We start from the raw sequence: 25,106 nt of genomic DNA, 5'->3' as shown, positions 1-25,106 counted from the left end.
CACTCCCGATTGGCGAATCAGCCTGTCCTTGGCGGAATCAGCCCGATTCTTTGCTTTGGTTTTCCCGCCGATAATGCTGCACGAACAATTCGGCGAAATACGGATCCCACTGGGTTCCGCAGCCCTGTTCCAAAATCTCGATAGCTTGCTCCCGTTTCAAGCCCTTCCGGTAAGGCCGATCGGAGGTCATGGCGTCAAAAGCGTCAGCCACGGCAATAATCCGTCCAAACAGCGGGATTTCTTCGCCGGTCAGCCCGTCCGGATACCCTCCTCCATCATAACGTTCATGATGCGACCGGACCCCGGGCAAGTAAGGCGCCATTGCGTCCGCTGGCTCCACCTGCTTTAATATCGCCTCTCCGAGAGCCGGATGCTGCTTCACCTGCTCCCATTCCTCTTCCGTTAAGCGGCCTTCCTTCAACAGAACCGCATCGCGAATGCCGATTTTGCCGATATCATGGAGCAGCGCCGACTTGCGCAGCTCGTCAATGCGCTCCTCGGGCAAACGGGCCAGCTCGCCGATCTTGACGGCGTATTCCGCAACCCGCAGCGAATGGCCGGCCGTATACGGATCTCTGGCGTCCAGCGCCGCCGCCAAGGTGGCGAAATAGCTGTCCATTAATTGACTGTTGCGAGCCGCTTGCGTCTGCAAGCCCCGGAGCATATGATTAAATCCCGTAACCAAACGGGAAAACTCGTCGGAAAACAAAGCGCTGGCTCCCGTCCGGATGCTTCCGTTCTTCACCTCGGCCATTCGCTCGTACAAGTGCTGGATGGGCAGCATAATCTCGCGTGCCAGCAGCCGGGAACCGATCGTCGCAAAGACAATGCTCACGGCCAAAATGTATCCGGCCCATTGCCAATAGGCATAGGCGCTATGGCCAAAGTCCTCCAGCCGAAATTGCATCGATAAACTATAGAGCAGCAGCGGTGCCATGCTCATCAAGAAGAAACTCCATATTAACTTTCGAGATACGGGGACGATAACCCTTCCGTGAAGCGACAATTCCTTGCCGAACATCTTGCGGCTCCAGACGATAAGCTCCTCCAGAACCGGCCGGATCGCATAGGAGGTCAAATAAAATTCAATCAAAGCATGCATGCCGCTGACCAGTATGGCGCCGAGAGCGGCAAGCAGCACGTAGTATGGCGGAATCGACAGGCGGTCGGCATGGATCAGTCCCAGCGTTAAGCCCGCGCCCGGGACCACCAGGCCAAACAGATGAGGTCCGAGAATCCGTTTGACGGCCAGTGAAGGTAGGCGATGCGTGCGGATATATACATTCTTAAGCGTTTGGTAGCTGCCGACTTCCTCCATGAATACGCTGCGGATCGGCTTGATTTGCCGGGCGAATACAACCCCTTCCAATCCAAGCATGCTGCATAGCGACACGCTCAGGACACCGATCAGCCATGCATATTCCGCAGGGGGAATATCCAATCGCGCTGCGGCGATGAGACTTGCGATCGCGATGACCGCAAGCAAGGAGCCGGCGGCGTAATTTATGAATAGGCGCAAAATAAACGTCCTGTACACCGTCAAAAAGGATGCCTTCTTTCCGTTTCGCGTTTTTTTCGGGCATGCCCGCTTCTATCTTTATCGGCATCGGGCATGACTATTTTCATAAGTTATTTGGAACTTTTTGTTTACAGACCCTCTTTTCGGTCGAATCAGCAGGGCTTTTTCCCAAAAATCAGGGATGCCAGGCCTGCTAGGATAGGGTACTTAGACCTATTCTCGCAACTTCCTGTTGAAGTCCGCTGACTCGGGCCTGCGTACCCGACCGGCTAAATGATAACCAAGTTCTCCCAGCCTGTGTATCGGCCCCATCTTTAAAAATAAATATTTTAAAAATTAGGCAATCGCTTTCAACTGCCCAAACCCTTGCGGGGCGCCGCTTCTGCCGATTTGAGAGGTTGTTTTATGTCACATATTATGTGATTTATTTCACATTAACACCTATTTTTATATGCTAAAATTCCATCGAACAAAGGTTTCGGGACTCCCGAACCCCTCATAAAACCAGCCTTCTTCAAGGTTTGCCCCACCTGATTTTCGTTATTAAAATGTCTTCACATTTTAATATATATAAATTCACATTGGAGGTCTCTATCATGAAAAAAGCTTCAATTATCCTTAGCAGTGCCCTGCTGCTCGGTGTATTGGCCGGCTGCGGTTCGAACAACGACGCCAATAGCGCAAACACGCCGGAACCGGCAAATAACGCGGCCGCAACCAACGAGACGAATGCCGGCGGCAGCAACTCGGCTTCAGAGCAAGGCAAATACCAAGACGGCGTGTACTTCGCCCAAGGGGAAGTGGATGCGAATTCCGGTTGGCAATCCTACGTAACCCTGACGGTCTCCGGGGGAAAAATCACCGAAGCCAAGTGGAACGCGCTGAGCGAAAAAGCTCCTGTCGATAAAGTGACTTATTCCAAAGAAGGCAAATACGGCATGAAAGCCGGCGGCGCCGCTTCCGAATGGCATGAGCAAGCCGAGAAGGTCGAGCAATTCCTGATCGAGAAGCAAGATCCGAAAGCGGTCACGCTGAATGAAGAAGGCAAAACCGACGCGATTGCCGGCGTATCCGTGCATGTGAATGATTTCTTTAACTTGGCGGATCAAGCACTGGCCGCAGGCCCGGTTGAAGCCGGCCCATACAAAGACGGCACTTACCATGCCGAAGGCGCGGCCTTCGACGAACACTCCGGCTGGAAAGACACCGTTGATGTCGTGGTTGCGGCTGGCAAGATCGTTAAAGTCAACTTTAGCGGCGTAAACGATAAAGGCGAAGACAAGAAGCAATATTCGATCGACGGCAAATACGGCATGAAAGCCGCTGGCTCGCAAGGCGAATGGCATGAAGAAGCGGCAAAAGCCGAAGCTTTCCTGGTCGAGAAGCAAGATCCGGCAGCCGTAACCTTTAATGAAGAAGGCAAAACCGATGCCATCGCCGGTGCTACGATCACGCTGCAACCGCATTTCGAACTCGTTGCCAAAGCCCTTGAACAAGCGAAATAATCGCATCCCCCCACCCTAAAATGAGAAGGTGAATCTCTTGAAGAAAATCGTAGTTTTGGGCGGCGGTTATGGCGGTGTTGTGACTTCCAAGCATCTGGCCAAACTGTTCAAAAAAGATAAAGACGTGGAGATCCAGCTGATCGACCGGAACCCCTACCACACGCTGCTGACAGAGTTGCATGAAGTCGCGGCCAATCGGGCGCCGGAGGATTCGGTCAAAATCGAACTGAAGAAGATTTTTGCCGGTCAAAAAGTCGACGTGGTTCTGGATTCCATCGACCATATTGATTTTAACGCCAAAGAACTTCGTTCCGAGCAATCGACATATAAATACGACTACCTCGTTATCGGTACCGGTTGTAAACCTACTTTCTTCGGGATCCCCGGCGCCGAGGAACACGCGCTGACGCTGTGGTCCTATGAGGACGCCGTGCGTCTGAAGGAGCAAGTTCGAGGCAAGTTCAGCGAAGCGGCCAAAGTTCGCAATGCGGCCAAACGCCGCAAAATGCTGTCCTTCGTCGTCGTAGGCGCTGGCTTTACCGGCGTGGAATTGGTTGGCGAATTAGCCGAGTTCCGCGACGAGCTGTGCAAAGAGTTCTTTATCGATCCGAGCGAGGTTCGCCTGGTCGTTGCCGATATGGCTCCGAAAATCCTGCCGATCCTGCCCGACAAATTGATCGAGAAGGCCGCGAAACGACTGCACAAGATGAACGTAGAAATCGTTACGAGCGCCAAGATCACCGGAGTAACGCCAACCAGCGTACAGCTTGGAGAAGGCAAAGAGCTGGAAGCGGACACGATCGTCTGGACGGCCGGTGTTGAAGGCTCCGAGCTCGTCGGCAGGCTCGACGTGAAGCAGGAAGGCCGCAAACGGATCGTAACCAACGATAAGCTGCAAAGCATCGATCACGAAGACGTATATGTCGTCGGCGACAACATCTTCTTCATTCCGGAAGGCGAGACCCGTCCGGTACCGCAGATGGTTGAAAATGCCGAACAGGCCGGTCCGCTGATCGCGCACAACATTCACGCGGATATTCACGGCAAACCGAAGAAGTCGTATAAACCGGGCTTCCACGGAACGATGGTATGTATCGGCAGCCGCTACGGGGTAGCGAATGTCGGTCTGCCGAACAAAATGTTTATGCTGAGCGGCTTTATGGCGATGTTCAGCAAGCACTTGATCAATATGTACTACCTGTTCACCGTGGCCGGCTTTGCCAAAGTATGGACTTATATGATGCATGAATTCTTCCACGTAAACAATCGCAGAAGCTTCGTCGGCGGCCACTTCGCGAAGCGTTCACCAAACTTCTGGCTCCTGCCGCTGCGGATCTTCGTCGGCTACAAATGGCTGGAAGAAGGACTCGACAAGCTGCCGAAAGTTTGGAAGGATCCATCGAACATCTTCCTGATCCCGGCTTCTCCGAATGCCGACGTTATTTCGGCAGCCAGTGAAGCGGCCGGTGAAGTCACGAAAACCGTAGACGCCCAAGCGGCGGCTTCGGCTGTAGAAAGCGCCTCGACGGCTGTCACCGCCCTGCCGGTGCCCGGATTTATCAAGTCGATCGTCGGTTGGTTCATGGACGTGTTCTTCTACACTTCGGACGGCGGTTTCACCGCTTTGGCAACGGTATTCCAATTCTTCATGGTCTTTGCGGAAATCGCGCTGGGCGTCATGATCATCGTGGGTCTCTTCACCGCGGTCGCTTCGGCAGCCACCGTTGCACTGGGCGTTATGATCTGGTCCTCCAGCATGGCTTCGGCGGAAATGCTGTGGTACATGACCGCTGGCGTCGCACTGATCGGCGGATCGGGCAGCACGTTTGGCCTGGATTACTACGTGCTTCCTTGGCTCAAGAAACAGTGGAAACGAATCCCGCTGGTGCGAAGATGGTATCTCTATACGGAATAATTGCAGCTCTTGATGAAACCTTGAACCGGAGTAATGTGCGCCTGGCGCACATTACTCTCCTTTTTCTCCAATTGCCGAAATCGGTGTCAGGGTCCCCTGCAAGACGGCTTTTTGAACTACCTCTGTGAGGAGTGTGCCCTAATGAAATTACAACTCATTCAAGACGCTTACCGCTTATTGCAGGGCGAATTATCGCCCGAGGCCGGCATCAAGTTGGATTTACCCCAAGATGAAGCAACCCCGCCAGCAATCCTGCTGGAGCAATACGACATGACACCGGTACGCCAGTGCCGACTGTTATCCATTTACATCGCAATCAAGCTCGCTCTTCAACGCCACAGCGAATGCAGCTCCCTCGCCCCCGGCGAAACGCTAACCCGCAAAGTGTTGGACGGCGACTACCTATACAGTTTTTACGTCGAGCTGTGCCTAAAGTGGGAAGAATACGATCTGCTCGCGCATCTCGCTCCCATCATCAAACAGCTGCAAATCAAACGTGTCGAGGGACGCCCCGAGGACGAGCGCTTGCTCAAAGCCTGGGAACTGTTCCTGCAGTTGGAGAGCAATCGCAGCACCGCCTCAAAGGCGATGTAAGGGCGTGCAACTGCCTGCCGCCGGCATACCGCAAGCGTCGAATTCGTGAAACCGCCAATTCATGTCCAGGGAGGGATCGCCATGAAGCTTGAAGAATCGCTGAACATCTCTTTGAAAACGGTCGATCGGGAAATTGAAAACATGGTAAAATACGACCGTGACGTCCCCCGTTCCTCCCAGTTGGCCAAGAGCATCGTGGAACTGGTCCGTTCGGGCGGCAAGCGGGTTCGTCCCTTGATGGTCATCATTGGCAGCCGCTTCGGTCCCGCCCCCGATTCTAAGAAGGTATGGCGGCTCGCAGCCGCCGCGGAATTCATTCATGCCGCTTCCCTGATCCATGACGACATCATCGACGATTCGCCGATGCGGCGCGGCCAGAAAGCGATGCATATCAAGCTGGGCGTAAGCGGCGCATTGCATGTCGGCAATTATATGTCCGCCAGGGTCATCGAGCTGATCTCCGTGTATTCCGCGGAACGGGAGAAATTCGTTTACGATCTCTCCTCTCTGGCTACAACGAAGCTGTGCTTGGGCGAATACCAGCAGCTCTCCCATCTGTATGATTACGATGTCACGATTGCGGAATACTTGGAGAAGTCGAGGAACAAAACCGCCCAGCTGATGGGCACTTGCCTGCAAATCGGCGCGAAGGCCGCCGGCGCGGACGCGGAAACGGCCGAGCTGCTGTACGCCTTCGGCGAGAAGCTCGGCATGTCGTTCCAAATCCGCGACGACGTGCTCGACTTCACCCAATCGGCGGAGAAGCTGGGCAAGCCGGCCGGCAGCGACCTGCGCGGCGGCCAGGTGACGCTCCCCGTCCTCTATGCCCTGCAGAATGAGGCGCTGGCGCCGTCGATCCGGGCGATTACGGCGGACAGCCCCAAAGGCGAAGTAGACGCCGTTGTGGCGGCAATCCAAGCGAGCGGTGCGCTGGAGCAAACCGAAGCGCTGAGCCGCCGGTACCTCGCCGAAGCGCAGGACATCATCGATCAACTGAGCCATTACCCGGCGCACCGTGATCTGCAGGCGCTGCTGGAGTATTTTGGCGGCCGGGAGAAATAAAGAAGAACGAAAAGCGCGAACCTCAGGGGCCTGACGCTCTGGAGATTCACGCTTTTTTTGTGTTTATAAGAGCGGCTCAGAGGTATCCGAGGGCGTTGTTTCAGGCTCCACCTTCTATCTCTGAACGTGTTTCCGGCCGGGTAACCCCAATATAAGGGATTCCATCCGGAAAATATAGGTCGGGTGAAATATTTCCCATGATTTTCCGATATATAGGTTAGAACTTTATTGGATAAGGGGGTACGTTCAGATGCGGATAACGCCGATGAGTCCAAACCCGAGAAATTCCAGTCCTCTTCATCAAGTTGTGTCCATGCTGAATGAACGAATGCAGCAAAAAGATCTCGGAGCCGAGCAGGAGCTGCTCACCAAGAAACGGGTATTGGCCGAGACGACAAAGGCTAATCCGGAGCAAAGCAGCCCGGCAGGAGTAACGGTAAGTGTAGGTGCCTCTGATTTGCACCGGGCGATATCCACCTACGATAACTTATTAAACGGGCTGGAGCCGGTCGAGAAGTATATCGCTGTGCTGGATAAGCGAGAGCAAGCTTTGCAAGAAGCCCGGAACAACCCGCAAGCGAGCGCGGAAGAACTGGAAATGCTCGAACAACGTGTGAGTCTGGTCAAATCGCGCATTCAGGATCAGGTTAACCTGATGACCGATTTTTATGGCAAATTCTATATCGGCGCCAGTCGTCTGAATCAGCAGGCTCCCCTGCTGCCGCCGGGACATGCCTCTCTTTCCGCCCCGGATTTGGGATGGAGCCATCTGACGGAGAAAAGCGCCGCCGAAATCGGCGAGCTGTACCAACGCACCGTAACGGAACTGTCCGACTATAAAGCGCAGCTCGAACAAAAGGCCGGGGTCGTCTCCAACCCCCGCGACAATACGGTGGATCGTAACTCGCAAGAATGGCAGGATGAGGTCGCACAACTGGATCGCTCCCTTCTGCCGACTTCAAAGGTGTTTGACTCGTTTGAAGTTGATTACTCCCAACATATTGACATCCGCTTCTAGTCGATCGGCTTTGACACGAAAACCCCGCTCCCTGGGTTCTTGGGTGAGGGCGGGGTTTTTGGCATGCGTTTGGAAAGGCTTGGGCGGCGGCCGTTTACTTACAATAGAAAATAGTCGCCGAGGGTAAAGCATAGGATGACCATGCTGATCACCTGATTCAGATTGTAGGAGGCCACGTTCATGCGTTTCCGATTCGACGGTTTGATGATCTTGTGCTCCGTCATCAGCAGCAGGATGGCCAGGATGATTCCCGCGATATACAGCCACCCCAGGTGGCGGATCGGGATTAAGGCGATCAGCAGGAGCACCATGATGAAATGCAGGCCGGCCGCGATGCGCAGGCCGTTCTTCAGTCCAAACGCGCTGGGGATCGACCAGAGGCCGTGGCTGCGGTCGAAGTCGATGTCCTGGGAGCCGTAAATGATGTCGAACCCGGCGATCCACAGCATGACGATCGTGCCGATAATAAACGGCGTAAACGCGAACTGCCCGGTGACGGCGAACCAGGCGCCGATCGGAGCCGAGGCGATCGTAAAGCCCAGGTACAAGTGGCTGAGGTACGTAAACCGTTTGGTATACGAGTAGGACGAGACCAGGAAGATGGCAACCGGCGACAGAATCAGGCACAACGTATTCAGCATGCCCGCGGCCAAAATAAAGATCGCATAGTTGATCGCAACGAACACCAGCACCTCCTTCGCCTCCAGCAATTTGCGCGGCAGGTGGCGATGTGCGGTGCGCGGGTTTTGCGCGTCAAAGACGCGGTCGACCACGCGGTTAAAGGCGTTGGCCCCGTTTCGGGCGGCGATGAGGGCGATCAGCCCCCACAGCATCACGCGCCACGACGGGAATCCCTCCGCCGCCCAAATCATCGAGATGATCGCGAAGGGCAGCGAAAATAACGTATGTGAAAACATCACCAATTCGCTGTACAGCCGGATTTTGGTGCCGATTTTACGGGCTACTTCCATGGGATGGTCACTCTCCTTCAAAAAAGCATTCTGCATGCATGAAGCCCCAGCCTTCAAGCCCTCCCCGCCGCCGGATCGAAAATAGAGGTAAAAAATACCGCTATTTATCGGGAAACCGCCGATTTGGCTGAAATAGCGTTATTTTTTCCCCTTATTTCCTGCTCCTTGGCTGTTTTTACCGGTGGGGGCGGCAAATAAGGATACTATTTACCGCTATTTAGGCGGTCGAAGGCCGGGAGCGGCGAAATAAGGTGATTATTTACCGCTATGGGGGCTTGAGGGCCGGGGCTAGGCCGAGTCCCCAGGCCGGCAAAGCGGGCGAAACGCGCAAAGCAGCCGTTGCGCCACCTCGTGACCGGCGCAGCGGGTCGCGGCGGCCCAAGCTAGCCGTTGCGGTGGGCATAGCCCAGCCGCCGGCGGTTACGGGGGCGGCTCGAAGGCCGTTTCAGCGGGCGGCTCGGCCGGGCCGTTGCGGTGACCAGCCGGGCTAGCGGCTAGCTGTTACGGCAGACAGCTCGGGCTGGCGGTTACGCCAAGCAGCTCCGCCAGCACGGCCTCGAGCGCGTCCAACATGCCGCGCACGTCGTCCTCGGCGATGACCAGCGGCGGCTGGAAGGCCAGAACGTTGCGGTTTACGCCGTTCTTGCCGAGGATATAGCCGCGGTCCAGCATCGCCTCCAGCACGTCGTCGGTGAGCCGCGCGCCGCGCTCGGGCTCCTCGGCGCAAAGCTCCGCGCCGAGCATCAGCCCCGCGCCGCGCACGTCGGAGACGTGCTGCGGGAACCGCGCGGCGAGGCGCTCCAGGCCGCCGCGCAGCTGCGCGCCAAGGCGCTCGGCCCGCTCGGGCAGGCGATGCGCCTCGATGTAGTCCAGGACCGCGAGCGCGGTCACGGACGAGACGGGGTTGCCGCCGAACGTGGAGGCGGATGGCCGGTTCAGGCTGGCCGCGATCTCGTCGGTGGTGGCGAAGCCCGCCACCGGGATGCCGCTGCCCAGCGCTTTGGCCATCGTCAGGATGTCCGGCGTGACGCCGTACCGGTCCATGGCGAACATCCGGCCCGTCCGGCCGAACCCGGTCTGAATTTCATCGGCGATCAGCAGCACCCCGTGCTGCTCCAGCAGCCGCTTCACTTCAGCGAAATACCAATCCGCCGGCGCAACGATGCCGGCGTTCCCCTGGATCGGCTCGGCGATCATCGCGGCGATGGTATCGCCTTTCTCCGCCAGCGCCGCCTCCAAAGCCGCGATGGAGCGGCGTGCCGCCTCATCGGCGCTAAGACCCCGCTCGTACGGCCGGGGAATAAACGTGACGTCCGTGTCCTGCGCCAACTGCGGGTCGGTCCGCCACATCCGGAGGCCGGTCACGCTCATCGTCAGGTACGTCCGGCCGTGCAGCCCCTGCTCCAGCGCCAGGAATCCCCGCCGCCCCGTATGCATGCGGGCCAGCAGCAGGGCGCCTTCATTCGCTTCCGAGCCGCTGTTGACGAAGAACGTCCGGCGCAGCCCGCCCGGCAGCACGCCGGCCAGCCGCTCCGCCAAATCCACGTTCGGCTGCGTCAAATAAATCGTGCACGTATGCTGCAGCGTCCGCAGTTGCTCGGCCGTCCGCTCGGCGATTTCCGGGTTGCAATGGCCGCTCGCCACCACCGACACGCCGGCAAAAAAGTCGGTATATCGCTTGCCGTCATGTCCGTACAAATACTGCATTTCCCCCTTCACCAGCTGCGGCGGGTTCCGATAAAAATGGCTGGTGCACGGATAAAAATATTGCTCCCGCTTCTTCAACACTTGTTCCGGTCCGATGTAGCTCTGCATATCCATTCGCTTCCTTTCCGCCGTTAGGCTTGGCTAGCCGCCACTTCCGCCTGCGCTTCGGCATCGGCTTCCTTGGCCGCGTTGCTGTCGTTACCTCCGTTGCCGCTGTTGACATCGCTACCGTCATTGCCGCGTTTGCCACCGTCGTCGCCATTGTCACCGTTGCTGCCGTTACCGCCATTGCCACCGTTGCCACCATGGTCGCCGTCTGCCGACGCTTCCGCCCCTGCGCCCGCTGCCCCGCTGGCGCTGCCGCCGTCAAACTGCAGCGCACCCAGCGTGTAGCCGGCATACACCGGCGTCATCCGGGCAAATTGTTCTCCGGCCGCGTCCGGGTCGGCCAACGCCGCCTTGTAGGCGCGCACGATTTCGGCCAATTGCTCCGGCTTGTAGGTCGCGCCTTCGATACGGAACACGGACAAGCCCGCCTCCAGCAGCTCTTTCACGACCGGCAGCAGGCACAATTCCTTGGCCATCATCAAATGATTGCGACCATGAACGTCCCGATAGACCGGATTTTCGCCTTTATCCGTTTTCAGCACCAGGACGCTGTTGTCGACGTAATGGTTATCCTCTTCGCCGATGGCCTGGAACACCTCGGCGTTCTCATACAGGTCATGCTCCATATACATGATCGCCGGCGAACCGTGCACGATCGCCTCCAGGGGTTCCGGCGCCTGAGCCAGCAGCCCCGCCAAATCCTTCAGCGGCAACTCCATCGAAACGGTCAACCGGCCGACGCCCAGCTCACGGTAAAATTCGGCCGACAGTGGGTTGTACACGTTCAGGTTGAAATCACCCACCAGCGGGTAGCCTTTGCCGGCAAACTTGCGGATGGCCCCGAGATTGGTCACCATCAGGCCGTCGATCGGCAGCCGCTCGCCGAACAACAAACCTTCGTAGAGATCGAAATGCTGCTCCGTCATCATCCGCGGCAGACCGAGGTACAACTTGGCACTCCCCTTCAACGCGGCCAGTTCCTTTACGTCCTCCTTCGTAAACGGCCGATCCGGCTCGAACACGTCGCCGGACAGGTAGACGTGATCGGCACCCGATTCCAGGACGGCTTTGGCTTGCTCCACGTTATTGACATGCACGGACACGCCGACCGGACCGCCATTCCGCAGTGCTGCTCCCTTCCCTTGACCAGCGGCCGCGAGGGTCGCACGGATGAGCTCAACCCGCTTCTCGCCGAGTTCCCTTTCTTCCGTCGGCGTGCTGAACACTTTGCCCGTGCTGTAGAACTTGCCCGTACCTTCGTATCGCCGGTTGATGTTGGACAGCCCCGGCCGACCGAACGCATACCCGGTCGAAAAGTCACGCTTGCGGTTTTCGTACAGCAGTTTCGTGTCGCGGCTGCGGTCAAAACCGACCGGATCGTCGATATAACGGTCGATCGCGTCCCCGTACGCCTTCACGAGCATGACCACGAATGCGGCGTCGCGCATGCGTCCTTCGATTTTGAAAGAAGTGATGCCGCCGTGGATCAGCTCCGGGATATGCTCGTACATGAACATGTCTTTGACGGCCAGCGGGTATTCCGCCGGATAGACGTTGCCGTCTTTTTTCACGCGGTAATCCCAGCGGCACGGCTTCAGGCACTTGCCCCGGTTGCTGCTCATCCCGAACACCATGGAGCTAAAATAACAGTTAGCCCCATGCACCGAGCACATATCCCCATGCACGAAGTACTCCAGCTCCATACCGGTCGCCTGCTGAAGATAGCGGGTGGTCATCAGATCCATCTCGCGCGACGTGACGACACGGGTCACTCCCAGCTCCTGCAGAGCGCGAACCATTTCCACGTTGTGCACGTTCATCATCACGGAGGAATGCACCTTGAGGTTCAGCCCCATTTCCCGGATCAACGCCAAAACGGCGAAATCCTGTACGATAATCGCATCCGGACCCGCCGACTCCAGAAACCGCAAATACGCTTGCGCCTCGTCCAGTTCGCCTTCATTCAGCAGATTGTTGACGGTTACGTACACTTTTTTGCCGAGGCCGTGGGCAATCCGGACCGCTTCCGTAATTTCCTCCAGGTTAAAGTTGAAGCCTTTGCGCATCAGTCGCATATTCAGGCTGGGCCCTCCGAAATAAACCGCGTCGCAGTTCGCTTCGATCACTGTCTTGAAAATTTCGAACGTTCCCGTAGGCGCCAGCAGCTCGACTTCTCTCCCATTAAAATAACGTGCCACAGTCGTTTCCCCCTCACATAAAATGACTAACGATCGTTCAAACAGTCAACCTATCCATAAGTGCTATGTCTACTTTTGAAAGCCCGTGCACCCTAAAACTCCCGGCTCATATCAACCGGTACGCCACGGCCGCCGCCGCCAGGATGACAAAGGACGCTACGAACCAGGTGTCCCGGTCTTTCCAGGCCAGCAGGTGGTACTCCGAACGCGGAGCGCCGATCGTATACCCCCGGGCTTCCATGGACAGCACGAGTTCTTCCGCCCGGCGGAAGGCGCTGACCGTGACCGGGACGAGCAGGGATACCAGCATGCGACCCTTCTCTTTCCAAGGCAGCTCCTTCAGATCTGCGCCGCGGGCGGCCTGGGCTTTAAGGATTTTATGCGTTTCGTCCAAAATCGTCGGAATGAAGCGCAGGGCGATGCTCATCATCAGCGTCAACCGCTCGGACGAGATGCCGATCCGCTTCAGCGGCTTCAACACGCCGCTTAGGCCTTGATTCAGAAGCCCCGGGGTCGTCGTAAACGTCAGGATCGCGGTAAAAGACACCAGCAGCCCCATGCGGCAAGCCGCGATCAATCCGCTGCTGACCCCGCCGCTGTACAGCGTCCAGGAGCCGATGCGCCAGAGCGGTGCCCCGGACTCGACCGACAAGCATTGAACGACGAAGATAAATACCATCAACACCCACAACGGTTTGGCCGCCTTCAGGTAATATTTGAGCGGGATCTTGGTCGACAGCATGTAGCCGATCGAAAACGCGGCGGCCACGGCCAAAGCGGGCCAAGAGCCGACGGCCACGATCGCCACCAGATAGAGCACCATCCCGGTCAACTTGGCGCGGGGGTCTACGGCGTGCACCCAGGAGCCGGTATCGATGCTGCGTCCGAACAACAGTTTATTGCGCATGGTCGCCGCCCCCTTTCCCGGAAGCGCCGGCCGGGACCTCTTCTCCCATCCGGTTCGCCGCGGGCCGCTCCGCCCGCAACCTTGCCAGCCGCTCGGCGAGCGCTTCAGCCGTCAAGCAAGGCGGCTCTTCGCGCAAACCGTAAAGCGCCGCCGCCTTCTTCCAGTAACGGATGCACGCCGGAATCGCCAACCCCTCGGCCTCCAGCCGTGAAGACTCCCGCACCAGCTCCGCTACGCTGCCCTGAAACGACTTGCGCCCCTCCTTCATCACGATCCACTGCTCCGCGTAAGGGAGCATTTCCTCCATCCGGTGCGTCACCACGATCACCGTCTTCCCCGCTTCCCGGTGCAGCCGCGACAGCAACTTGGCGAGTTCGGCCCGGCTTTGCGGATCCAGCGTCGCCGTCGGCTCGTCGAGCGCAATGACGTCCGGGTCCATCGCCAGCACCGAAGCGATCGCCACTTTGCGCATCTGGCCGCCGCTCAGGTGGAACGGGTTGCGGGCGAGGAACGAATCGTCCAGGCCGACCTGCGCCAGCGCGCGGCCGGCCCGCTCCTTCGCTTCGCTTAAGGAACAGCCGAAGTTCAACGGACCGAAGCAAAGGTCCTTCTCCACCGTATCCTCGAACAGCTGCTGCTCGGGGAACTGGAAGACAAGTCCGACCCGGCGCCGCAGCTCGCGCATCGGCGGCGTCTTGCCGCCGGCCTGCATCGTCACGTCCAGGACGCGCACCTTGCCGCCCGTCGGCTTTAGGATGCCGTTGAAATGCTGCATCAACGTCGATTTGCCCGAACCGGAGGCACCGGCAATCCCGGCAAACCCCCCGTCCGCCAGATACAGGTCGACCTCCTCCAGCGCGCTGTGGCGCCACAGGCTGTGCTCGTCATAAGCAAAGCTGACTTGCTCGAAATGAATGGCCATCAAAGATCCGCCTCCTCTTCGCCGCCCAGTCCTAGGCCGGCAGGAAGCGGCACTCCCCGCCGTTCCAGTTCGTGTCGTAACCGGATCCGGTACGGGGCGATCAACCGGCAATCGGCAAGCAGCGCTTCGTTGCGAAACAGCTCCCCCGGCGTCAAGTCGGCGGCCACCGTCCCGCCGCCCAGCACGATGGCCCGGTCGGATGCCAGAATCTCATCGGCATCATGGGTGATCGACACCATCGTGTAACGGCCGCTTTGCTTCATCTCCCGCAGGATGGCGAGCAGCTCTCCGCGGGCTTTTTCATCCAGCATTGAAGAGGCCTCGTCGAAAATCACGATCCCCGGTTCCATCGCCAATATCGAAGCGACGGCCACCCGCTGTTTTTGTCCCCCCGACAGCTCGGCGGGATGTTTGGACAGCAGATGGCCGATTTGCAGTTTATCCGCGTATTCCCGCACGCGATGCACCATTTCCTCCCTTGGCAGGTTCCGCCCCTCCAGGCCAAAGGCGATATCCTCTTCCACGGTGGCGCCGATAAATTGATTGTCCGGATTTTGAAACACCATCCCGATCCGCGGACGCAGCTGCGAAACCGTATTCCGGTCCAACCGGATTCCTTCCACGTCAATGGTGCCGCCGTTAACGGCCAGCAATCCGCCCAGCAATTTGGCCAACGTCGATTTGCCGCAGCCGTTGGGCCCCACCAGCGATACCCACCTGCCCGAAGGGATGCCGAGCGTGATTTCGTGAAGTACGGGATGCGCCGGGTGATACGCGAAGGAAACGTCCCGAAGTTCGTAAGCCATTCCGGTTTCGCCCATTTCTCTCTCCCCCCTCAGGAATGCTAAGTGCGGGCCCTCCCCGGCTTAAGCCGCTTCCGCCAAAAAACCTTCAAATAAAGACAACTTCGACAGCGACGGAATCAAATATTTCACGGCAATCCCGACCCCAATCCCGGTAAGGACCCCCATAATCAACAGCATCGGCAAGTAATAAAAAATATTCGATGTATTGAAATACAGCGCAGCCGCAGTCAACTGCCCGATATTATGGGCAATCCCCCCGACAATGCTGATCCCGATTACGCTTAACCGTTTGCGTCCAACCAACAGCAGGAACCACATCGCCGCAAAACTGAACAACGCCCCCATAATACTGAACAGGAAGCTGGAAAAAGTCCCGAAGATAAACGCGGTCAACAGCGTCTTCAGCAGCACCATCATCAAGGCGTCGCGGGTCCGCAGAAAATAGAGGCAGGTCAGCACCATGATATTGGCTAACCCCAATTTCGCGCCCGGCACGCTCATGTTCACAGGAATCACGGATTCCACCAGGCTGAGCACCACCGCCACCGCCGCGAAGATCGCCACGATCACCGTTCTTTTTAACATGAGGTTGGATTGTTCATTTAATGAGTGCATCAATATCGTCTCCTTCTCCCGAGGATACCACTTCGACCATCAATTTATGTGGAAGGCACACGATCGTCCCGCCGTTCCGGTCGATAAATCCGAAGGTCAGGCACAATTTGTCCGGGCAATCGGCGTCAATCATCTCAATGCCGTAATCATGCACCTTCAAAATGTTGTAGCCATACTCTGTTTGAATATCCACGGTCTGTTCTTCCCCGGTCAATTGCACCGTTTTGAACAGCTTCCCGTCAACCGTGATTCTGGCTACCCGGTTCTCATTGTTGTGATTGTTTTCACTTGAATCGCCAAGCCATCTCGGCACCAAGAACACCAAAGCGACGGCGACGATGAGCCCGATCAACAGGATATCTCCACGTTTCATGGCAAACTCCCTTATTTTTTGATTATATAAATCTTAGATGAACTCATTATACATGGTGCCTTCCACACTACAGTGTGACATATGTCTCACCTTGTGGTGATTTCCCTTGGTTTCACAAAATCATCACTTTAGAAGGCAGATTATGGGAATAAAAGTATATTGCATTTTTTAATTACTTAAAGTATAATAATTAATTAGATTGTTATGACGGGATTGTCGTTCCTCAAAAGATTATAACTCTCCTTATACCATTCCGGTATGAAATTCCTATTTGAATGACCCAATAAAAGTAAGAATTTTGATGTTTTTCTGATTCACGCTGGCGCGGTCATCGGAGCCGCAAGGACAAATGAGAGGTAGGGCTTTTGTTGTTTTAGAAACAGGCAGTATGTTGTAGTCAAAGCAGGAACACCGGCCGGTCTTCACGTGTACATGAAGGCTTGGATAACAATACGAAGCGGGCATTGGCGCGAATAGCCGATGCCCGTTTTGCTTAGACTAACGTTGTCTTTCCAAACAAAACCAAAGGGGTGTCCTGAGATGCGCGAAGGTTTGATTCCTACCGTTCTTGGAGCCGTAGTATCCGCTTCGGCCGCAACACTGCTTGGAAGCAAGTACAAGCTTGCCGCTACCGGCGTGCTTGGATTCGGCTTGGCTCATATCGTGCTGGGCACGATCGACCTGATCGAGCACCGGTAGCTGTCGTTTGGGAGATGAACGCCCGGGAGCCGTCGCTTCCGGGTTATTTTTCGCGTTCGGTCCGGCTTGGTCTATTTTTAGGTCCAGGCAATTTGAGAAAACCGTTTGAATACACATCTCTCATGATGATTTTACGGAGGGATGAGTTTGTTTTTCCATATTAAAGAGCTGCAATACCATGCCAAACCCGAACGTCCGGATCCGGTATATGCCCGAAGACTTCAGGAAGTGCTTGGCGGACAATTCGGGGAAATTACGGTGGCCATGCAATACCTGTTCCAGGGCTGGAATACGCGTGGAGATGGCAAGTACCGAGATTTGCTGCTGGACACCGCCACTGAGGAATTGGCCCACGTCGAGATGCTGGCCACAATGATCGCCCGCCTGCTCGACGACGCGCCGATGGAGACGCTGGAGGACGCCGCCAGAGATCCGGTGATCGCCGCCATTCTTGGGGGCTCCAATCCCCAGCACGCTATCGTTACCGGGCTTGGCGCAGCACCCACGGACAGCAACGGTTATCCGTGGAACTCCCGATATACTATTGCCAGCGGCAACCTGCTTGCGGATTTTCGGGCCAACTTGAACGCGGAGTCGCAAGGACGGCTCCAGGTGGCCAGACTCTACGAGATGACCAACGATAGAGGCGTGAAGGATATGCTGTCCTGGCTGCTTGCCCGGGATACGATGCATCAAAATCAATGGATGGCCGCCATTAAAGAGCTCGAGGCCAAGGAAGGCGGCGTAGTTGTCCCTACCACCTTCCCGAAGGAACGGGAGAAACGGGAAGTTTCCCACGTACTCTTCAACTTTTCGCGGGGTGAGGCAAGCGCAGCCGGCCCCTGGGCACACGGCCCAAGTCCCGACGGTGCCGCATTCCAGTATGTTCCCCAGCCTCAGCCGCACGCCCCCGCCCCACACTTGCCGCCGGCGCCTCCGCGCGTTTATAACACGCCGCCACAGGCGATAAAAAATCAACCTAATCTACCGCCGATGTAATTCATGCACCGTCAAGCGCTTCGAAGCGCCTGGCGGTGTTTAGCTTTGCACCGCGGCGATCGCTTCGCGAAGCTCCCGAATATCCAGCATCGGAGGCCGGCCGTACATCCGGGCATATTCCCGGCTGAATTGGGACGGGCTCTCGTAACCTACGCGGAAAGCCGCGTCGGCGGCCGGCATCCCTTCCGTCAGCATGAACCGGCGCGCTTCCTGCAAGCGTACCGTTTTCTGGTATTGCAGCGGACTCAGGGAAGTGACGCGTTTGAAATGTTTATGAAACGCCGATGTACTCATGTTCACCGACTCGGCGAGCCGATCAACGGCCAGCGGGCGGTCGTATTCCCGGTTGATTCGTTGAATGGCCTTGGCGATCCTTTGCGCATGACTTCCAATGATTGCAAATTGGCGGACGAGCGCGCCTTGTTCGCCTTGAAGCACGCGATACAGAATTTCGCGGATGACAAGCGGCGAGAGGATTGGGATGTCCTCGGGCGCGTCCAACAGCTCCAGGAGCCGTACAACGGCTTGGAGCAAGGCCGGCGATACCCGATTGACCGCAACCCCGCGGCTCGCCTCTGCCCTGTCCGACTGCCGAGGCTCGCCCATCTCTTTGACGATGTCCAGAACGACATCCGTATCGAAGCTGAGCTTCGCAGCCAAATAGGGCACCTCCGGTGAAGCCTCAATAATTCGGCCGATCATCGGCAATTCCACGGAAACGACCAGGTAAGTCGATGGATCATATCGGTAAGATTCGTCCGCCAAGGTGACCGTTTTTGCCCCTTGCGCCACAATGCAGATCGAGGGCTGATGCACCGATTCCATCGATTCCGACGTTTTCGTGGCATACCGCAAGGTCAAGGCGGGCACCGATGTCAAGTAGGTGCCGTCCGCCGGGGCATGTCGCTGGATGAGGTTGGCCAATTGCTGTATGGATTGTTTCGCTCCCCCCGTTTCGTTCACCTGGTGTAGTCTCCTTTCGCGCAATCAGATTATTCCAACATCATAACCGGATGAGAGAGGATTAGGCAAGAATTGAACAGTTACGGTCTAACGGGTACAGCCGTTCCTCCCTTAAAATGAAGAGGCAAGGCTGAGCAGGAAGTCGAACGGATCAGCCAAATTCGGACCTAAGGAGCGAACGATGATGAATCATTTACACGAAAAAGTTGCCATTATCACCGGAGCATCGCGGGGCATCGGCCGTCAGATCGCCATCCAATTGGCGCAATGCGGGGCCAAGGTAGTCGTCAATTACACCGCGAATCGGGAGAAAGCCGAGGAAGTGGTCAAGATAATCGAGCAAGCCGGAGGTACGACGGCGGCCATCCGCGCCGATGTCAGCAAGGTCGGCGATGTTGAAGCCTTATTTGCGAAGACGTTCGAACTCTTCGGGCGTGTGGACATCTTGGTCAACAACGCCGGTATCTTGGAATATACCGCCATTCAGGACGTAACGGAGGAGTCGTTCGATCGGCATTTTGCGATTAATGTCAAAGGAACTTATTTTGCTTGTCAACAAGCCATGAAACACATGGCGGCTGGCGGAACGATCATCAACTTTTCGACCTCCGTCTCGGGAGCAATGCTGCCGACGTACAGCGTGTATGCCGCAACCAAAGGCGCGGTGGAGCAGTTGACCCGCCAGTTGGCCAAAGAATTCGGCCCACGGGAGATCATCATTAACTGCATAGCACCCGGGCAAGTTGCAACCGAGTTGTTTCTAAACGGGAAATCGGAGGAGCGGATTGACTCTTATCGCCGCATGAACGCCTTCGGCCGATTGGGCGAGCCGGAGGATATCGCTAACGCGGTCGAGCTCCTTGTCAGCGACAAAGCCCGTTGGATTACGGGACAGACCCTCCGCGTCAATGGAGGATTTAATTAAGCTGAGATACGGAAAATCCCCCTCCGGCTAAGGCTACCGGAGGGGGACTCAGGGTACGGAATCGGGCAATCGGCTTATCCGCCGATCGCCATGGCCGAGAACACAATCGGCCCTACGACTCTCGCTGTGCTATTGTTATCTTGATTTTCAACGATCAGCTGATAGTTTTGGACTCCAAGCGGGGCATGTTCGACCATATGCACATTGATGAGCCCCCAGTCGTTGAAGGCATCCTCCAATTCTACCAGACCATAGAAGATTTCGGTGCCCGCTCTCCAGATGCGCACCAGCACATTTGGCGTATCGGCCAGCGCCTCAACACCGATCGTCGCCTTCAATTCGACACGGTTGGTCAAGGATGCGGGGTCGGCCGGGTCGATGAACACGGAAACCGCCGCAATTTGCACGCCGCCAACAATCGGAATCGGAATATTCACGCCATTCGTGACCGGTGTCACTACAGTAGAGTTGTAATCCAAAAGCGTTTTTGCCATACCATCTTCTCCCCTTTGCTAAGGTATGTTCTATTCTATGTCAGGGAGATTTCAGAATCTTAGATGATTGCATCGGTAGAATTGACTCATTTTTGCGATAAGCACGAGACCGAAAGCTAAACTTTTGCCACCATGTCCTTCATTCCCAATGGGAGGAGTAACGGGCCGGAGACATCCGACGCATAGCATACCACTCCGCATTATTTACACGATTTGAAATAGACCGCACCCGGTGCGGTCTATTTGGGTATTGATTCTATCGCTGCGAGGATGGTTGAATTATATACAGATGGGTTAATTATGGGGGACTACAATGAACGACTGGGAAAAACAAGAGAAAGATAAGTTAGGAGAGTATAAACGAAAGCCCTTCATCAATTTTGCCGATTCAATGAATCGCGCTGAAATCGGTGATTGGAACGCCTTAGCAAAAGGCGGTTTTTTGACCACCTTTGTCATCATTGTGGGGCTTTTACTTCTTTCGTCCTAAGGCCCTGTTTGCACTAACGCTTGCAAGCGTGCTTATTAGGGCGAAAAGAGGGGCGTTTCGGCTCTAACGCTGACCAGCACGCTTATGGATGCGAAATCGCCCTGCTTCTGACTAAAAACGGGGAAATAAGCTCTCCTCCAAGCGTTACATTTTGCATGTCCTCGTTTCGGAGCCAATAGCATTACCTACAAGCGTTAGATTCTCAATGTTCCTATTCCTCCATCAAGTCCCTTTCCACGCAAAAAAACGCGGCCCCCGAAATCCTCGGAGGCCGCGTTACGCTTGCCTTATTAAGTATGCTGGTGAAGGGATTCGAACCCCCGACCTACGCATTACGAATGCGTTGCTCTACCAGCTGAGCTACACCAGCAGGTTCGTTTTTAGCGAACAAAATTTATTATACCCCGATTTGAAAATAATGCAAGCATAAATCTCTGGAAATTTGCAGATCACAATTTCTCGCGAACGGAGCGCAGCTTCTGTTCCGACGAGCTGGCTTTGTCGCGGCGGTCGTCGATCTTGATCGACGTCGACACGCGGCCGGCCCCCGACTGAAACGGCGCTTCATGGATGGCGCGGATCGCGGCGAACACGTCGTCCAGCGGCCCTTCAATAATCGTACTCATTGAGGTGAGGGTAAAGGTGATCCCCTTCTGCTTCTCCAGTACCCGATGCAACTCGGCGACATAAGCGCTCAGGCTGGTGCTTCCCGTTCCGATCGGAATGACGGTCACTTCGGCGATAGCCATATTAGTCCCTTCTTTCCTGGTATGGATATGGATGAACTCCGTAGACTCGGTTTTCCTCCTATACGTATTCTACCCGTCCTTGCTCTTGAAGATCAACCGAATCATGGAGTTTGTTACAGAGGCCCGACCTCTAACGGAACGTAGCGCCCTTATTCACTCATTCCCCGGTGATTTCCCGCTGTAACGGAACTCAGAGACTTTATTGGCCTCAAATGGCGGAGATTCAGCGGCATTTGCCCGGAATAAGGTCTTCGGGTTCCGTTAGAAATCGAGACATCTGAAATACGAACAAATAGCGGCTTCAGGTTCCGTTAGCCAATGCCGCTCGTTCAAGCGCAGCCCCCCAACTATCCTCCTGGTTCCCGGGTCCCATTCTAAAATGTTCACAATTTCCCCTCGTCCCCCGCTCTCCGCATCACTGTGCGGCTCGGAGATTTTCACGTTGTTTTCAGTCTACTTTCAGCACAAATCCCCCGTTTACAAACACAACATCTTGGGCTATTCTTAGATCATCGCAACAAAATATAGTGTGAACGGGTGATCCGGCGGACAATCCGCCGGACCTTAAAAGGGAAGTGCGGTGCAAGTCCGCTGCGGTCCCGCCACTGTAATCGGTAGCTAGGCGCTGGAGACGAAGGGTTCCATCTTGTTCGTCTTTTAGGCCCAGCCGTTCGACCGACATTTATGCCACTGCGGCTTGATTCATCGGCTGCGGGAAGGCGTCGGCAACGCCCCGAAAGCCAGGAGACCTGCCCGTTTGGAAGACACCGACGGAAAACCTGCGAGGAACAGGGATGGTGTCCGCTTGCCGCTGAACTTAGGGCTTCTGTTTCTGTGCCCTACCCCATCGTTGTATGCAGCGCATTCGGGCATGTTCACCCTCGTCGGGTTGGACATGCTCTTTTATATGAAATAAAAGCTTAGTTTATGGGGAGGAGAACTTTGTTATGGCATTGCTAAACCATACATATACCGGCCGGGACACCTTGCTGGATGAAGTCATTCAATTAGGCGAGGAAATCGTGCACAGCCGCAATCTCGAGGTGTTGCGCGAGAACGCCAACTTGAACGGAGAGAGCTTCTCCGGCAAAATGAGTAAATTCGGCAGCGAGTATGCCAAATGGTACGCAAACCATTTCGTGATGCCGGCCCGATTGGTGCAGGCAATTCAAGACAACGTCGTCTACGTTCACGACCTGGACCAATACGCCATCGGCACGACCAACTGCATCTTCATCCCGTTCGACAAGCTGCTGCGCGAAGGCTTCAATACCGGGAACGGCAGCGTACGTCCGCCGACCTCGATCATGACGGCGATGGCGCTGGTGGCGATCATTTTCCAATCCCAGCAAAACTCCCAATACGGCGGCGTCTCCGCGAACAAGCTGGACTTCGATCTCGCCCCGTACGTCGCCAAATCGTTCGCCAAGTACTTCCGCAAAGGTCTGGATTATTTCGAGGAAGGCGATGCCAGCGCCGTTTCGGGCAACATCACGATGAGCCGGAGCGACCTGCGAGAGCAATATCCAAGAACATTTCATTACGCGCTGAAGGAAACCGAAAGCGAAACGCTGCAGGCGGCCGAAAGCCTGGTCCATAACCTGAACACGATGTCGAGCCGGGCCGGCGGGCAAATCCCGTTCACCAGCATCAACTACGGCACCTGCACCTCGCCGGAAGGACAGCTGGTCATCAGCTCCCTGCTCACCGCGACGATGCGCGGGCTGGGCAGCGGGGAAACGCCGATTTTTCCGATCCAGATTTTCAAGTGCAAGCAAGGCGTCAATCAGAACCCCGGGGAACCGAACTACTCCCTGTTCCTGAAAGCGGCGGAATGCTCGGCCAAACGGCTGTATCCAAATTTCGCCAACCTGGACGCCCCGCTCAACCTGATGTATTACGATCCGGCAGACCCGGATACGGAATTTGCCACCATGGGCTGCCGCACCCGGGTGCTGGCCGACCGGTTCGGACGGAACCATCTGTCCGGCAAGGGCAATCTTTCTTTTAATACGTTGAATCTCGTTAAGCTGGGCCTGGAGCACGGCATCGCGCTGGGCCAACGCAAGGAGGCCGACGAACGCGGCTTCTACCGCGAACTGACACATTACATGGATATCGCGCTGGAGGGGCTGCTGCACCGCTTCCATATCCAGGCCTCGCAGAAAGCGAAAGCTTCGGATTTCATGATGCGCGAAGGCGTTTGGGAAGGCGGCGAAGCGCTGGGACCGGACGACACCGTCGGCGACCTGCTGAAGCACGGCAGCTTGTCCATCGGATTCATCGGACTGGCCGAATGCATGAAGGCGATGTACGGGAAGCACCACGGCGAGGACGAAGCGGTGTATCAAAAAGCGTACGACCTGATCGCCTACATGCGCGATTACTGCGACCGCCAAAGCGATATCCACAACCTGAACATCACGTTGTTCGCCACTCCGGCGGAGGGGCTGTCCGGCAAGTTCACCAAGCGCGACCGCGCGGTATACGGTCCGATTCCGGGGGTCGTGGACCGCGAGTATTACACGAATTCGTTCCATATCCCGGTTTACTATAACCTCAGCGCCGCGCGAAAGATCGAGCTGGAGGCCAAGTTTCACGGGCTGTGCAACGCGGGGGCGATCTCTTACATCGAGCTGAACGGCAATGCCCGCAGCAACCCGGCGGCGTTCCTGAAAATCGTGCAATACGCCCTGCAGCAGCAGGTCAGCTATTTCAGCATCAACCACCCGATCGACCGCTGCTCGGCCTGCGGCTTCGAAGGGATCATCGGGGCGACCTGCCCTTCCTGCGGCAGCCACGAGAACGACGTGCATATCCGCCGTTTGCGCCGGGTGACCGGCTACCTGACCGGCGACTTCCAAACGCGGTTTAACGCCGCCAAGCAAGCGGAAGTTCGCGACCGGGTCAAACACGACGTATGAAGCTTTGCGGCTACTACCCGGAATCCATTAATGAAGGCGAAGGCTTGAGGGCGGCGATTTTCATCAGCGGCTGCCGTCATTACTGCAAGGGCTGCTTCAGCCCCAAAACCTGGAACTTCGATTACGGCGAACCGTTCACCTTGGAGCGCGAAACCGAAATCATTCATGACATTAAAAATAATCCCCTGCTGAGCGGGTTATCGATCCTTGGCGGGGATCCTTTCTTCTCCGCCGCCGAGGTCAGCGGGTTTATCGACCGGCTGGTTACCGAAACGGGGCCGGTATCGATCTGGATCTACAGCGGCTATACCTATGAAGAATTAATAGAACGCCCCGGCTCACCCGAATATGAGCTGCTGCGGCGCTGCGAGGTGCTGGTTGACGGAAGGTTCGTAGAGGAGCTTCGCGACCCTTCCCTGCTCTATCGCGGGAGCTCCAACCAGCGGCTGATCGATATTCAGCAAAGTCTGCGGCAGGGACAAGCCGTCTTATGGGAGTCCATGTTCTCTTTCTAGCCCATTTTCTCGGTGCTGAAAAACTCACTTTTTGAACACGAACGATAGAAGTTTCTGGTATAATTAAAACCCTGTGACCTTCGTCACAGTTTGACAATATTGATCACGGAGCGCAAACGGGTTTGCGC

The 25,106-nt window shown here is 56.1% G+C and carries 24 protein-coding genes, 1 tRNA gene and 1 riboswitch; of the genes, 12 read left to right on the top strand and 13 right to left on the bottom strand.

Annotation, left to right across the window (positions count from 1 at the left end; genetic code table 11):
* Window positions 1–37: 37 nt before the first annotated feature.
* The gene (locus ACZF99_RS03435; protein WP_483612515.1) at window positions 38–1,537 is read right to left on the bottom strand and encodes an HD-GYP domain-containing protein; all 1,500 of its coding nucleotides are present in this window, start codon (window positions 1,535–1,537) and stop codon (window positions 38–40) included.
* Window positions 1,538–2,115: 578 nt separating this feature from the next.
* Between ACZF99_RS03435 and ACZF99_RS03430 the strand changes: the two genes are divergently transcribed.
* From ACZF99_RS03430 to ACZF99_RS03410, 5 genes are all read left to right on the top strand, one after another.
* Window positions 2,116–3,024: an FMN-binding protein gene (locus ACZF99_RS03430; protein ID WP_483609083.1), complete on the top strand. Its 909-nt coding sequence runs from the start codon at window positions 2,116–2,118 to the stop codon at window positions 3,022–3,024.
* Between the two features lie 37 nt (window positions 3,025–3,061).
* On the top strand, window positions 3,062–4,939 hold the full coding sequence (locus ACZF99_RS03425) for an NAD(P)/FAD-dependent oxidoreductase (RefSeq protein ID WP_483609081.1): 1,878 nt from the start codon (window positions 3,062–3,064) through the stop codon (window positions 4,937–4,939).
* Window positions 4,940–5,080: 141 nt separating this feature from the next.
* Window positions 5,081–5,533, top strand: coding sequence for a hypothetical protein (locus ACZF99_RS03420; protein ID WP_483609079.1), 453 nt, complete (start codon window positions 5,081–5,083; stop codon window positions 5,531–5,533).
* A gap of 81 nt (window positions 5,534–5,614) precedes the next feature.
* On the top strand, window positions 5,615–6,595 hold the full coding sequence (locus tag ACZF99_RS03415; protein WP_483609077.1) for a polyprenyl synthetase family protein: 981 nt from the start codon (window positions 5,615–5,617) through the stop codon (window positions 6,593–6,595).
* Window positions 6,596–6,908: 313 nt separating this feature from the next.
* Window positions 6,909–7,613, top strand: a complete 705-nt coding sequence (locus ACZF99_RS03410; protein WP_483609075.1) for a hypothetical protein — start codon at window positions 6,909–6,911, stop codon at window positions 7,611–7,613.
* 98 nt (window positions 7,614–7,711) lie between these two features.
* Here the strand turns inward: ACZF99_RS03410 and ACZF99_RS03405 are convergent, their stop codons facing one another.
* Window positions 7,712–8,584, bottom strand: a complete 873-nt coding sequence (locus ACZF99_RS03405; RefSeq protein ID WP_483609073.1) for a UbiA-like polyprenyltransferase — start codon at window positions 8,582–8,584, stop codon at window positions 7,712–7,714.
* A 251-nt stretch (window positions 8,585–8,835) separates the two neighbouring features.
* Here ACZF99_RS03405 and ACZF99_RS03400 point away from each other — a divergent pair, with 251 nt between their 5' ends.
* Window positions 8,836–9,075, top strand: coding sequence for a hypothetical protein (locus ACZF99_RS03400; RefSeq protein ID WP_483609071.1), 240 nt, complete (start codon window positions 8,836–8,838; stop codon window positions 9,073–9,075).
* A 10-nt stretch (window positions 9,076–9,085) separates the two neighbouring features.
* On the opposite strand, the gene ACZF99_RS03395 is transcribed toward ACZF99_RS03400, so the two are convergent.
* The 7 genes from ACZF99_RS03395 to ACZF99_RS03365 form a co-directional block, all read right to left on the bottom strand.
* Complete coding sequence (locus tag ACZF99_RS03395) at window positions 9,086–10,399, bottom strand: aspartate aminotransferase family protein (protein WP_483609069.1); 1,314 nt, start codon at window positions 10,397–10,399, stop codon at window positions 9,086–9,088.
* A 23-nt stretch (window positions 10,400–10,422) separates the two neighbouring features.
* The gene (locus ACZF99_RS03390; protein WP_483609067.1) at window positions 10,423–12,597 is read right to left on the bottom strand and encodes a peptidase U32 family protein; all 2,175 of its coding nucleotides are present in this window, start codon (window positions 12,595–12,597) and stop codon (window positions 10,423–10,425) included.
* Between the two features lie 106 nt (window positions 12,598–12,703).
* On the bottom strand, window positions 12,704–13,504 hold the full coding sequence (locus ACZF99_RS03385; protein WP_483609065.1) for an energy-coupling factor transporter transmembrane component T family protein: 801 nt from the start codon (window positions 13,502–13,504) through the stop codon (window positions 12,704–12,706).
* Window positions 13,494–14,426 (bottom strand): energy-coupling factor transporter ATPase, encoded by a 933-nt coding sequence (locus ACZF99_RS03380; protein ID WP_483609063.1) that lies wholly within the window; start codon window positions 14,424–14,426, stop codon window positions 13,494–13,496. Before ACZF99_RS03380 ends, ACZF99_RS03385 begins: the two co-directional genes overlap by 11 nt.
* Complete coding sequence (locus ACZF99_RS03375; protein ID WP_483609061.1) at window positions 14,426–15,247, bottom strand: ATP-binding cassette domain-containing protein; 822 nt, start codon at window positions 15,245–15,247, stop codon at window positions 14,426–14,428. The genes ACZF99_RS03380 and ACZF99_RS03375 overlap by 1 nt, the downstream gene beginning before the upstream one ends.
* 45 nt (window positions 15,248–15,292) lie before the next feature.
* A complete protein-coding gene (locus ACZF99_RS03370; protein WP_483609059.1) occupies window positions 15,293–15,847 on the bottom strand; it encodes a Gx transporter family protein in 555 nt (184 codons plus the stop codon).
* Window positions 15,831–16,220, bottom strand: coding sequence for a NusG domain II-containing protein (locus ACZF99_RS03365; RefSeq protein WP_483609057.1), 390 nt, complete (start codon window positions 16,218–16,220; stop codon window positions 15,831–15,833). Before ACZF99_RS03365 ends, ACZF99_RS03370 begins: the two co-directional genes overlap by 17 nt.
* Window positions 16,221–16,760: 540 nt before the next feature.
* On the opposite strand from ACZF99_RS03365, the gene ACZF99_RS03360 reads away from it, so the two are divergent.
* Together ACZF99_RS03360 and ACZF99_RS03355 are read left to right on the top strand one after the other, a co-directional pair.
* Window positions 16,761–16,919, top strand: coding sequence for an asparagine synthase (locus ACZF99_RS03360; protein WP_430704605.1), 159 nt, complete (start codon window positions 16,761–16,763; stop codon window positions 16,917–16,919).
* A 147-nt stretch (window positions 16,920–17,066) separates the two neighbouring features.
* Window positions 17,067–17,918: a manganese catalase gene (locus ACZF99_RS03355; protein ID WP_483609055.1), complete on the top strand. Its 852-nt coding sequence runs from the start codon at window positions 17,067–17,069 to the stop codon at window positions 17,916–17,918.
* A gap of 39 nt (window positions 17,919–17,957) precedes the next feature.
* Here ACZF99_RS03355 and ACZF99_RS03350 read toward each other — a convergent pair whose 3' ends face one another.
* A complete protein-coding gene (locus ACZF99_RS03350; RefSeq protein ID WP_483609053.1) occupies window positions 17,958–18,881 on the bottom strand; it encodes an AraC family transcriptional regulator in 924 nt (307 codons plus the stop codon).
* 184 nt (window positions 18,882–19,065) lie between these two features.
* On the opposite strand from ACZF99_RS03350, the gene ACZF99_RS03345 reads away from it, so the two are divergent.
* Window positions 19,066–19,806, top strand: a complete 741-nt coding sequence (locus ACZF99_RS03345; protein WP_483612513.1) for an SDR family oxidoreductase — start codon at window positions 19,066–19,068, stop codon at window positions 19,804–19,806.
* A 74-nt stretch (window positions 19,807–19,880) separates the two neighbouring features.
* Here the strand turns inward: ACZF99_RS03345 and ACZF99_RS03340 are convergent, their stop codons facing one another.
* Window positions 19,881–20,300, bottom strand: a complete 420-nt coding sequence (locus ACZF99_RS03340; protein ID WP_483609051.1) for a hypothetical protein — start codon at window positions 20,298–20,300, stop codon at window positions 19,881–19,883.
* Between the two features lie 313 nt (window positions 20,301–20,613).
* Here ACZF99_RS03340 and ACZF99_RS03335 point away from each other — a divergent pair, with 313 nt between their 5' ends.
* Window positions 20,614–20,790 (top strand): hypothetical protein, encoded by a 177-nt coding sequence (locus tag ACZF99_RS03335; RefSeq protein ID WP_483609049.1) that lies wholly within the window; start codon window positions 20,614–20,616, stop codon window positions 20,788–20,790.
* A 297-nt stretch (window positions 20,791–21,087) separates the two neighbouring features.
* On the opposite strand, the gene ACZF99_RS03330 is transcribed toward ACZF99_RS03335, so the two are convergent.
* Window positions 21,088–21,160 (bottom strand) — tRNA-Thr (locus ACZF99_RS03330).
* A gap of 79 nt (window positions 21,161–21,239) precedes the next feature.
* On the bottom strand, window positions 21,240–21,539 hold the full coding sequence (locus tag ACZF99_RS03325; protein ID WP_483609047.1) for an MTH1187 family thiamine-binding protein: 300 nt from the start codon (window positions 21,537–21,539) through the stop codon (window positions 21,240–21,242).
* Between the two features lie 518 nt (window positions 21,540–22,057).
* A riboswitch (cobalamin riboswitch) is annotated at window positions 22,058–22,310 on the top strand.
* 176 nt (window positions 22,311–22,486) lie between these two features.
* Between ACZF99_RS03325 and ACZF99_RS03320 the strand changes: the two genes are divergently transcribed.
* Both ACZF99_RS03320 and nrdG read left to right on the top strand, forming a co-directional pair.
* Window positions 22,487–24,463, top strand: a complete 1,977-nt coding sequence (locus ACZF99_RS03320; RefSeq protein ID WP_483609045.1) for an anaerobic ribonucleoside triphosphate reductase — start codon at window positions 22,487–22,489, stop codon at window positions 24,461–24,463.
* Window positions 24,460–24,978: an anaerobic ribonucleoside-triphosphate reductase activating protein gene (gene nrdG, locus ACZF99_RS03315; RefSeq protein WP_483609043.1), complete on the top strand. Its 519-nt coding sequence runs from the start codon at window positions 24,460–24,462 to the stop codon at window positions 24,976–24,978. Before ACZF99_RS03320 ends, nrdG begins: the two co-directional genes overlap by 4 nt.
* Window positions 24,979–25,106: the final 128 nt, after the last annotated feature.

The organism is Paenibacillus sp. JL3B1040 (assembly GCF_057063165.1).
Note: the sequence above shows the minus strand (reverse complement) of the source record. Positions and strands in the feature narration are given on the sequence as shown.